The 10,613-nt window shown below is 71.8% G+C and carries 8 protein-coding genes; 6 read left to right on the forward strand and 2 right to left on the reverse strand.

Going from position 1 to position 10,613, the window contains the following annotated elements; all coding sequences use genetic code 11:
* Positions 1-3: 3 nt before the first annotated feature.
* Entirely contained in the window at positions 4-813 is an 810-nt protein-coding gene (locus tag ACWD3D_RS26490; RefSeq protein WP_451463300.1) for an IclR family transcriptional regulator, read from the reverse strand.
* Between the two features lie 577 nt (positions 814-1,390).
* Between ACWD3D_RS26490 and ACWD3D_RS26495 the strand changes: the two genes are divergently transcribed.
* The 6 genes from ACWD3D_RS26495 to ACWD3D_RS26520 all read left to right on the forward strand — a co-directional run bounded on the left by ACWD3D_RS26495 (position 1,391) and on the right by ACWD3D_RS26520 (position 7,779).
* Positions 1,391-3,022, forward strand: coding sequence for a sensor histidine kinase (locus ACWD3D_RS26495; RefSeq protein ID WP_451463301.1), 1,632 nt, complete (start codon positions 1,391-1,393; stop codon positions 3,020-3,022).
* Entirely contained in the window at positions 3,019-3,426 is a 408-nt protein-coding gene (locus ACWD3D_RS26500; RefSeq protein ID WP_275491019.1) for a roadblock/LC7 domain-containing protein, read from the forward strand. Before ACWD3D_RS26495 ends, ACWD3D_RS26500 begins: the two co-directional genes overlap by 4 nt.
* Positions 3,423-3,794, forward strand: coding sequence for a DUF742 domain-containing protein (locus ACWD3D_RS26505; protein ID WP_451463302.1), 372 nt, complete (start codon positions 3,423-3,425; stop codon positions 3,792-3,794). Before ACWD3D_RS26500 ends, ACWD3D_RS26505 begins: the two co-directional genes overlap by 4 nt.
* Positions 3,775-4,389 carry a GTP-binding protein gene (locus tag ACWD3D_RS26510; RefSeq protein ID WP_451463303.1) on the forward strand — a complete coding sequence of 205 codons (615 nt, stop codon included), beginning with the start codon at positions 3,775-3,777 and terminating at the stop codon, positions 4,387-4,389. Before ACWD3D_RS26505 ends, ACWD3D_RS26510 begins: the two co-directional genes overlap by 20 nt.
* 233 nt (positions 4,390-4,622) lie before the next feature.
* A complete protein-coding gene (locus ACWD3D_RS26515; protein ID WP_451463304.1) occupies positions 4,623-6,128 on the forward strand; it encodes a cytochrome P450 in 1,506 nt (501 codons plus the stop codon).
* Between the two features lie 304 nt (positions 6,129-6,432).
* Complete coding sequence (locus ACWD3D_RS26520; RefSeq protein WP_451463305.1) at positions 6,433-7,779, forward strand: 6-phospho-beta-glucosidase; 1,347 nt, start codon at positions 6,433-6,435, stop codon at positions 7,777-7,779.
* Here the strand turns inward: ACWD3D_RS26520 and ACWD3D_RS26525 are convergent.
* Positions 7,761-10,613 (reverse strand): DUF4132 domain-containing protein (locus ACWD3D_RS26525; protein ID WP_451463306.1); only part of this gene is annotated, 2,853 nt, incomplete at its 5' end. The genes ACWD3D_RS26520 and ACWD3D_RS26525 overlap by 19 nt on opposite strands.

A 10,613-nucleotide genomic window follows, 5' to 3' on the forward strand; every position in this document is an offset into this window, starting at 1 on the left:
TGCTCAGATCATCAACGGTCCATTGAACCCGGTGATGTGGACCTTGCTCGACGAGGCGGTGCTCAGGGGGCTCCCCGCCGCCGACTCCCGCAGCCGCAGGGCGTGTTCGCCCAGCTCGGCCTCGCCGCCCCGGTCGGCGGGCACCGAAGCCACCAGGGCGAGCGGGTCGCGCGGGCCCGAACCGGCGAGCGGCACCGCGACGGCGTTCATGCCTCGCGCCGACTCGCCGCCGTCGACCGCGTACCCCCGGGCGCGGATACGGTCCAACTGCGCCAGCAGCGCGGTGCGGGAGACGGTCGTGCGCGCGGTGACCGCCTCCAGTTCCTCGTGGGGATAAAGGGCGTCGACCTGGCCGGCCGTCATCAGCGCGAGGAGCATCTTGCCGCCCGCCGTCGCGTGCGCAGGGTGGGTCAGGCCCGTCCCCGGCCGCACCCGCACGGGATGCGGGGACTCCCGCCCGTCCGTGACGATGATCCGGTCCCCGATCAGCGCGACCGCCTGCACGGTCTCCCCGGTGCGCCGGACGGCGTCGTCCAGGACGAGGGCCACCCGCTCCCGGACAGCGGCACCGAACCATGCCGGGCGCCCCAGCCTCATCAGCTCCGGCCCCGCCGAGTAGCCCCGCCCCGACGCGTCGCGCCCGGCGAACCCGCGGCCCTCCAGCGTGGTGAGCACCCGGTGCGCGGTGGAACGCCCCACCTCCAGCAGCTCGGCGGCCTCGCTGACGGTGAGCGTGTCATGGGTCAGGAAAAGCCGCATCAGCCGCAGACCGGTGTCCAGCGACTCGATGGTGTAGCCCGGTGCCGATGCCATGGGGTGCCCGCTCTCATCCGGTACTCGCCGAGGCCGGGCGGAGCCGCGGACGGTCCCCGCCGTCCGTCAAGCGGGGCGACTTTGCCCGCCACTCTTCCGCGGGGCGCGAATCCGCCCCTTTCGATCCTCTTCGACTGTGTGTACGTACGTACTGCTCTGCGGGACGGACGGGTACGGCCCTCCCGGCGGCGAGCTTAGGGCCACTCGTCCCGTACGCGCCGCAGCCCGCACCGGGTTGTCCCGCGAAAGAGTCGGGTCGCCCGGGATGATTACGGTCGGTTCTCGTGATGCTCCGTACGTCTTCGTACCACTGTGCGGTACGGGAGTCCGGAATGCCGCCCGTACGGCACCGATCGTCACTATCCGCGCACGTCCGGAAGCGTTGAGTGCGAAAACTGGCGAGTGTATTACCCGCGAAAGGTGCGCGCAGGCCGTTGGGTGAATGTGCCGACCCCCTGTTCTGATCTGGCTAAGCTCACGCGCAGTGAAGCCGAGTTGGCACCAATTCGCGCACATGTTCATGAGTGTCAGCACCTGTGGACATACATCCCGGAATCAACCGCCAGAGGGTTTTTAGATGGTCCGTGTTGAATCACCACCGACCGACCGACGGATTCCCGTCGTCCGCGTACTCCTCCTGCCCGTCGCGCTGGTCGTCGGCGCCTGTGCGCTGGGCGTCACGCTGGTCACGGACGCCGCGCGGATACCACTCGCCGTGAGCGGCGCGCTCGGCGCCGTCGTGGTCGGTGCGCTCGCCGTCGCACTGAACCGCCGACGGCGCGAGACACGCGTCCTGCGCGCGCAGTACGAACAGCGCATCGCCCAGCTGGAACTGCGCATCGCCGCACACGACCAGGAGACCGTGAGGCTCACCAAGGAACTGATGCCCTCCGCCATCAGGATGCTGCGCGCGAGCAACTCGCCCGAAGAGGTCATGCGGGAGGTGGTGGACGGGGACGAGTCCTACCGCAACCTCCCCAAGGCGCTGCGGCGCCTCGTCTACACCGTGCTGCAGATCATCGACGACGAGGAGGCCCGGCGTGACTCCGCGCAGCGCGCCTTCGTCAGCGTCGCCCGGCGCGTACAGGCCATCGTCCACCGCCAGGCGAGCGAACTGCGGGAAATGGAGGACCACTACGGGCGCAACCCCGAGGTCTTCGACGACCTGCTCCGCATCGACCACGGCACCGCGCTGATCGGCCGCCTCGCCGACTCCATCGCCGTGCTCGGCGGGGCACGCCCCAGCCGCCAGTGGCCCAAGCCCGTACCGCTGTTCAGCGTTCTGCGGGGTGCGATGTCCCGCATCCTGGAGTACCAGCGCGTCGATCTGCACTCGATCGCCAAGGTCGCCATCGTCGGCACCTCGGTCGAGCCGCTCATCCACGCCTGCGCCGAACTCCTCGACAACGCCACGCGCTACTCGCCGCCGCAGACCCGGGTGCACGTCACCGCGGTCGAGGTGCAGACCGGTATCGCGATCGAGATCGAGGACGGCGGCGTCAGCCTCAGCGAGGAGGCCCGCTCCCGCGCCGAGAACATGCTCGCCCAGGCCCAGGCCGGCATCAACATGAACGACCTGGGGGAGTCCCCGCGCCTCGGCATGGCCGTCGTCGGCCGACTGTCACGCATGTACCAACTCCAGGTGTCGCTGCGCCAGTCCGCGTACGGCGGCGTCCGGGCCGTACTCATCGTGCCCCGGGACATGATCACCACCGGGCCCGCGCCCGGCATCGCCCACGGCATCGGTGCCACCTCACGGCCCACCAGCTCGCTGGACATGTCGCAGCTCCAGCACGTCGTACCCCCCGCCGGGAAGCGGAAGGCCAGGGTCGAGGCCACCGGCCCGGTTCCCTCGGCGGTCGTCTCGACGGCTGCGCCCGCGCGCCCGGCCGCGCCCGCCGCGGCCATGGAGGACGAGGTCCCCGTGGTGACCGAGTGGACCGAGAACGGCCTGCCCCAGCGCCGCAGCAGGGGCCGCGCCCCGCTCGGCTCGCACAACCTCCCGCAGCAGACCCCGGCACCGGCGGCGGAAGGCGTTCCGGGGGCCCTCAACGGTGCCGCCCCGCAAGCAGGGGCCCGCGGGGGCAGCGACGAGAAGCCCCCCGGCCTCTGGCTGGAGGCATTCACCAAGGCCGTCAACGGCGTGCCGCACGACCCGAAGAACGGCGAAGACTCTGACGACGCGTGGGACAAGGGAGACCTCAAGTGATCCAGCAGCGGGGAAACATGGACTGGATGCTCAAGGAGCTGGCCGACGACGTTCCGAGCATCCACCAGATCGTGGTGCTCTCCTCGGACGGACTGCGGATCGCCATGCACGGCGGAGACCCGGACGTGGGCGACCGGCTGGCCGCGGCCTGCGCCGGCCTGCAGAGTCTGGCCGCTGCCGTCGCCTCCGAAATCCCCTACAGCGACGGACTGATGAAGCTCGTCGTCATCGAGGTGACCGGCGGATTCTTCTACCTGATGGCGGCCGGCACGGGTGCCTATCTCGCGGTGCTCGCCGGTGAGACGGTCGACGCCGGGCTCGTCGGCGCGCGCATGCGCGACATGGTCGTCCGGATCGGGGCCCATCTGACCAGCCCGCCGCGCCACGACGGGCAGGCCGGATGAACGCTCCCCGACGGGAACGCCGCAATGCCGACCCGGCGCTCAACGATCCCGAGCGCCTGTACGTCATCACCGGCGATCTTGACGGCAGCGAGCGGGCAGCCCTCGACCTGGTCACCATGGTCGTCGCCCAGGCGGAACCCTCACCGACGTTCCAGCCGGAGCAGGCCGCGATCCTGCGGCTCTGCCAGGCACCTCTGTCGGTCGCCGAGATCTCCGCGTATCTCGGCCTCCCGTTCAGCGTCGTCACCTCACTCCTGACCGAATTACTCGCGACCGAACTGATCGAATCGCGGGCACCCATCGTTCGCGCCAACCTCCCCGACAGGTCCCTTCTCGAAGCGGTGATGCATGGACTTCAGAAGCTCTGACACGATCACCGGCCCCCGTACCGAGGACGTCCTGCCCACCACGGCCACCGCCGCGGTGAAGGTCGTGATCGTCGGCGGGTTCGGGGTCGGCAAGACGACCATGGTCGGTTCGGTCAGCGAGATCCGGCCTCTGACGACCGAAGAGACCATGACGCAAGCCGGCGTCGGCGTCGACGACAACGCCGGGGTGGAGAGCAAGACCGCCACCACGGTCGCCATGGACTTCGGCCGGATCAGCCTCAGCGAGGAACTGATCCTCTACCTGTTCGGCACACCGGGTCAGGAACGTTTCTGGTTCCTGTGGAACGGTCTCTTCGAGGGCGCCCTGGGCGCCGTCGTACTGATCGACACCCGGCGTCTCGAAACCAGCTTCGACGTCATCGGACGCCTGGAGGAGCGCGGGGTGCCGTTCGTCGTCGCCGTCAACACCTTCCCCGACGCCCCGCACCATCCGGTCGATTCGTTGCGGCGCGCACTCGACCTGCCCGACGAGGTTCCCATGATCGACTGCGACGCGCGGCTGAGGACGTCCAGCCGGGACGTGCTGATGACGCTCATGCGCTACCTGCACAGCCTGGCCGTACCCCTCGTATGACGTCGGGGCGGCCGGCCGGACGGTCCGACGGGCCGCCCCGACACCAGCCGCGCGGCGTCGGGGGCGTCCGGCGGACCGGGCCGGTCCCGTCGTTCCGGCGCGAGGTGCCGGACCGGGCATCCGACCCCGGCCGCGGCCCGCCGGGACACCCCTTGAGAGCTGTCCCCGAAGTCCCCTCTCCGCCCGCGCGGCACGCCCGCGCGACCCTGTGAAGCCTCATCCCTGGAGCCACTGTGACAACCCCCTTCTCCCACGAACCCGGAGCGCCGACGGGAGCCGCCCCGCCGCCCGGATGCCCCGCCCACGGACTCGGCCCCGGCGGGCTGCGCCGCTACTACGGCGCCGAGGTGGAGAACGACATCGTCGGGCTGAACGAGAAGCTGCGCGCCGAACACGGCAGCGTCGCCCCGGTGCTGCTCCACGGTGACGTACCCGCCTGGCTCGTCCTCGGCCACAGCGAGAACCTCTACGTCACCCGGACCCCCTCGCAGTTCTCCCGCGACTCCCGGCGCTGGCGCGCCCTGCAGGACGGCACCGTGGGACCCGAGCACCCGCTCGCTCCGATCTTCACCTACCAGCCCGTGTGCGTCTTCGCGGACGGCGCGACCCACGAACGTCAGCGCGGCGCGATCACGGACAGCATGGGCCGGATCGACACCCGCGGCGTGCGGCGCCACATCAACCGGTTCAGCAACCGGCTCGTCAACGACTTCTGCCTCAAGGGCACCGCCGACATCGTCAGCCAGTTCGCCGAACACCTGCCGATGATGGTCATGTGCGCGATCTTCGGCATGCCCGAGGAGTACGACGACCGGCTGGTGCAGGCAGCCCGCGACATGACGCGCGGCACCGAGACCGCCGTCACCAGCAACGCGTACGTCGTCGGCGTGCTCACCCGGCTCGTGGAACGCCGCCGCACCGCCCCGGAGTCCGACTTCGCCAGCTGGCTGGTCGAACACCCCGCCAAGATGAGCGACATCGAGGTCATCGAACACCTCCGGCTGACGCTCATCGCCGCGTACGAGTCCACCGCGAACCTGATCGCCAACGTGATCCGGATGGTGCTCACCGACCCCCGCTTCCGGGCGCGGCTCAGCGGCGGCCACATGACCGTCCCCGAGGCGGTGGAGCAGACCCTCTGGGACGAGCCCCCGTTCTCCGCGGTCTTCGGCCGCTGGGCGGTCGGCGACACCGAGCTCGGCGGGAAGCACATCAAGGCCGGCGACGCCATGCTCATCAGCATCGCGGGAGCCAACAGCGATCCCGCCGTCCGGCCCGACCTCAGCGCCGGCATGGAGGGCAACCGCGCCCACCTTGCCTTCAGCGGCGGCCCCCACGAATGCCCCGGGCAGGACATCGGCCGCGCCATCGCGGACGTCGGGGTCGACGCGCTGCTCATGCGGCTGCCCGACCTCGAACTCGCCGTGGACGAGGACGGACTGCGCTGGATGGGCAACATCATGTCGCGTCATCTGACCGAACTCCCCGTCCAGTTCGCGCCCAGCCCGCAACAGGAGATCGACGACGAACCCATGACCGCGATGGCCGCCCGGTCCGGCCCCCGCAGCGACTGGGAGATCTCCTCGTCGCCGCGCGTCCCCGACCGGACGGCCGGCGGGAAGGAGACCGCCGCACCCCTGACCGACGGTGCCCCCGCCCCGGCGATCCCGGACCAGCGCACCCGGAGCACCACCGGCCGTCTGTGGCAGGCCGTCTCCAGTTGGTGGAAGGGGTACTGACCGACGGGCACGGAGCGCCGGACCGCCCGGGAACGCTCCGGACCGGGCGCGGCCTCCGGCACGTCCGGCGGGCCGGAGCCCCGTCCCGCCGGCCCTCCCGTCCCGGCGCCCTTCCGTCCTGGCGGCCCTCCCGTCCCGGCGCCCTTCCGTCCTGGCGGCCCTCCCGTCCCGGCGCCCTTCCGTCCTGGCGGCCCTCCCCTCCCGGCGGGCCCCGGACCGGCCACGCGAGGGGTGTCCCGCGATTCGTGGTGGGTGCGCGACCGATCCACCACGAAAGGCGGGACAACCCTTACCATCGAGCAGCGTGAAGCTGACAATTCTTGGCGGTGGCGGATTCCGGGTTCCCCTGGTGTACGGGGCACTTCTCGGCGATCACGCCGAGGGCCGCGTCTCCCGGGTCACCCTCTACGACACGGACCACGACCGCCTCACGGCCGTCGCCCGGGTGCTGGAGGAACAGGCCCGGGGCGTGCCGGACGCACCCGTCGTCCTGGCCACCACCGACCTCGACGAAGCCCTGAAGGGCGCGGACTTCGTCTTCTCCGCGATCCGGGTCGGCGGGCTCGCCGGCCGCGCCGCCGACGAGCGGGTGGCCCTGGACGCCGGGGTGCTGGGGCAGGAGACGGTGGGGGCGGGCGGCATCGCGTACGGGCTGCGCACCGTACCGGTCGCCGTCGACCTCGCCCGCCGCGTCGCCCGGCTCGCCCCGGACGCCTGGGTCATCAACTTCACCAACCCCGCGGGCATGGTGACCGAGGCGATGTCCCGGCACCTGGGGAACCGGGTCGTCGGCATCTGCGACACTCCCGTGGGGCTCGGCCGCCGCATCGCCCGGGTCCTCGGCGCCGACCCGGACCGGGCCTGGATCGACTACGCGGGCCTCAACCACCTCGGCTGGGTCCAGGGCCTGTACGTGAACGGGCGGGACGAACTTCCCCGGCTGCTCGCCGACGACACCCTGCTCGGCTCCTTCGAGGAGGGCAAGCTCTTCGGCACCGACCTGATCCGCTCGCTCGGCGCCGTCCCCAACGAGTACCTGCACTACTACTACTTCAACCGCGAGGCGGTCCGCGCCTACCAGCAGGCCGAGCTGACCCGGGGCGCCTTCCTCCGCGAGCAGCAGCAGGGTTTCTACGCGCGCATGCGTGAACCCGGCACACCCGCCCTCGCCACCTGGGACCGCACCCGCGCCGAGCGCGAGGCCACCTACATGTCGGAGAACCGCGAGGTCGCGGGGGCCGGGGACCGCGCCGCGAGCGACCTGGAGTCGGGCGGCTACGAACAGGTGGCCCTCGCCCTCATGCGGGCCGTCGCCCGCAACGAGCGCACCTCGCTGATCCTCAACGTCCGCAACGGCAACACCCTTTCGGTGCTCGACGCGGACGCGGTCGTCGAAGTGCCCTGCCTCGTCGACGCGAACGGCGCCCATCCGGTGGCCGTGAGCCCGCTTCCGTACCACGCGGCGGGGCTCGTCACCTCCGTGAAGGCCGTCGAACGCGCCGTGCTCGACGCGGCGGAGAGCGGTTCGCGCTCCGCCGCCGTACGGGCGTTCGCGCTGCACCCCCTCGTGGACTCCGTCCACGTGGCCCGCGAACTGGTCGACGCGTACACCCTCGTCCACCCCCAACTGGCCTACCTCGACCGGCCCTGACCGCCCACCGTGACGGTCCGGCCCGCGACCCGGGCCGGACCGCCGACGGCAGGGGCCCGACGGACTCCCCCGAGCACCGTCAGGTCCGCGAGCGCCTCGGACGCCGTCACCGGGTCCAAGCCGCCGAACATGTGGTGGTACGTCCCGTGGGGCCAGTGGTCCCCCGGGCGGTCGCCGAGCCGGACCGCTTCCAGCCGCTGCTCGGGGAAGGCATCCGGGGAGCCGGCCACGATGCCCTCGTAGAAGCCGACGACCAGGTACAGGTCCTCGCCGAGGCGTTTGGAGATCCACCCCTCGACCCCGGCGTCCTGCGGAGCGCCCCGCTTCCAGCCGCGCCTCTCCAGGCCCAGCACCGCGACCGTGGGCACGATGAGGCCTTCGAAGCGGGACAGCCGGTTACTCGTCCGCTCCTCGTCCGTCAGGGCGAACACCTCGCGCTCCAGCTGGGGGAACGGCTGGGACAGCTCGTGACGGGCGAAGACCTCGGACCATGCCTTCAGCTCGTCGCCGAGGCGGAGGGGGTGGGCCAGCCGGACGGACCCGCGAGCCGGAAGCGCGAACGCGTCGCCTCGCACGTCGACCGTGTTCCGTTCCCCGGTGACCCGGAAGGCGGTCGTCGTACCCCGGGACTCGCTCAGCCACACCAGCCGCCGCACCAGATGCCCCACCAACGGATGGGCGACGAACAGGTCCTGGAACTCCCGCGCCGTCCAGGACCGGCCCGAGACCATCGCGGCCTCCAGGCGTCGCACCTGTCCGGAGGCGACGGTCCGCACGTCCTTCTTCAGCGTCAGGAACCTCTTGCGCCCCTCCGTTGCCAGATCCCCGTCGTCCCGGGCCACCGGGGCCGGCAGGTCCTTGCGCCGTTTCCCCGTCCCGTCCAGGACGTACGGACCGAGGCGTTCGTCGAAGCCGACGGTGAACCGGCGCGGGCCGTAGTCCACGACCGTCGAGCCGTCCGCGTCCAGCCCGAAGTCCGGCACCAGCCGGTCCGACAGCTGTTCGGCGGTGAGCCCCAGCACCGCGGCCACCTCGGCGATCTTCTCCTGGGCGCGCGTCTTCAACGCCTTGAACTTCACCCGCTGTCCGATGCCGTGCAGTTGCAGCAGTGCCGCCTCGCTGCCGATCGCCGCCAGCACGTCCAGCCCCTCGACCGCCCGGTGGTGCGCGCCCTCGCCCGGCCAGGCGCGGACGACCGGTGTGAGCCGGCGGACGGTCTCGTCGTTACCCACCTCGCCCAGGACGTACAGCGCCCAGGTCTCCCTGGCCGGAAGCCGCGCGTCGAGCCACTGCTCGAAGACGGCCCAGGCGAATCCGGCGAGCGAGTCGGGCGCGGTCGCCGCGCGCAGCGCCGCGACACCCGGGTAGACCTCGCCCGGCCGCGAGAGGGCGAACATCATCAGGGCGTTGCGCACGACTTCGGCGGGCAGCGCCTCGCCGGTACGCGTCAGGAGCTGCGGCAGGAGCCCCGGCTCCGCCCAGTTCGGCAGGACCGGCAGCTTCTCGGGCAGCGCGCGCTCCAGCGGGTCGCTGACCAGCAGTGCTTCGACGGACCGCACCGCGTCGGCGCCGTAACGTCCCGCGGCCTCGCGGACCGTCCGCTCGCCGTGCACCGCCGCGATCTGGAGCAGCGCCCGTTCGGCCGCACGCCGCGGGGCACCGGCCTTGCCGATCGCGTCAGGTACCAAAAAGACCGCTGCCGCGGCGCCGTGGCGCGCGAACCACGTCCGGGTCGTCGCGGCGGTGGACTTCAGCCGGGCCGCCCAGTCCGCCATGTGCCGGGCGACGGCCGCGTCCACGAACGGCAGGAACAGGGCCGCCATGGTGCTCGGCTGGCGGGGGACGGTGCGCAGCAGGAGCGGCAGCGCGTCGATCCCGAAGCGGGCGACGATCGGCCGGAGGGTGTCCGCCCCGTCCCAGAGGTCCGTCGGCCCCCAGGTGGCCAGGGCCGGTGCGACCCGCTCCACGGGTGCGTGCAGGAAGATCCAGGCGGGCCGCAGCCCCGTGCTGTTCAGCCCTTCGAGCTGGGAGGTGAACACCTTCTCGTAGTCGCCGTTGTGCTGGGGGCGGGTGTACCAGGTGGAACAGCGCGCCCACTCCTCCTTCTCGCCCGGGAGCCAGCGCAGCTCCGGCACGGGAAGAGCGTCCTCGCGGGTGCTCACCGGGGTGGCGGAGCCGGCCCGTGCGCGGCGGCACCACGAGGGTTGCGTGAGCTCGGCCGGCAGGGAAGCGAGGGACGCCTCCGGGAAGCGGGACACCGGGTTCAGCAGCGGGCCCACCACCTCCGCCAGATCCTCCGGGAGCGTCGGCAGGAGGGCGGACACCAGTGGGCGGTGGGTGTTGATGTGGGCGTGCAGCAACTGCCGCGAGGCACGCGACCTCGTGGGGGTGTTGTACCGGACGTCGGCGGAGAGCAGCCGCAGGGCCCGTACCGGATACCGGCGCATCGCGTCGAGCAGCGCCGCGCGGACCTGCTTCAGCTCCTTGTGGTGGAGGAGGATGTTGAAGGCCTCGTCGGTGGGGAGTTCGGTGAGCGCGGCGGAGACCGCCTTGACGCCCTCGGAGTAGTGCTGGCCGTGGTCGAGGTACTTCCGGAGCATCGGCGCGACGGCCGTCCCGAGTCCGTCGGCGAGCGTCGCGATCACCGCGAGGGTGTGGTCCGGGCGGTACGACAGCCGGGCCAGTTGGTCGGCGGACGTCAGGGAGCAGAGCACCATGCGCTGCAGGACGTAGTGGTCCTCGGCGAGCACGGCCGGCTCCGACAGGAGGGCGTCGACCCACTGCGTCTCGCTCGGGGCGAGGAAGGCGGCGGTGATCCGCTGGTGGCAGTCGCC

Source organism: Streptomyces sp. NPDC002690, from assembly GCF_053592415.1.

Coding starts and splice junctions, on each gene's coding strand:
- ACWD3D_RS26495 (WP_451463301.1), top strand. CDS start 1,391: ATGGTCCGTGTTGAATCACCACCGACCGACCGACGGATTCCCGTCGTC.
- ACWD3D_RS26510 (WP_451463303.1), top strand. CDS start 3,775: ATGGACTTCAGAAGCTCTGACACGATCACCGGCCCCCGTACCGAGGAC.
- ACWD3D_RS26505 (WP_451463302.1), top strand. CDS start 3,423: ATGAACGCTCCCCGACGGGAACGCCGCAATGCCGACCCGGCGCTCAAC.
- ACWD3D_RS26490 (WP_451463300.1), bottom strand. CDS start 813: ATGGCATCGGCACCGGGCTACACCATCGAGTCGCTGGACACCGGTCTG.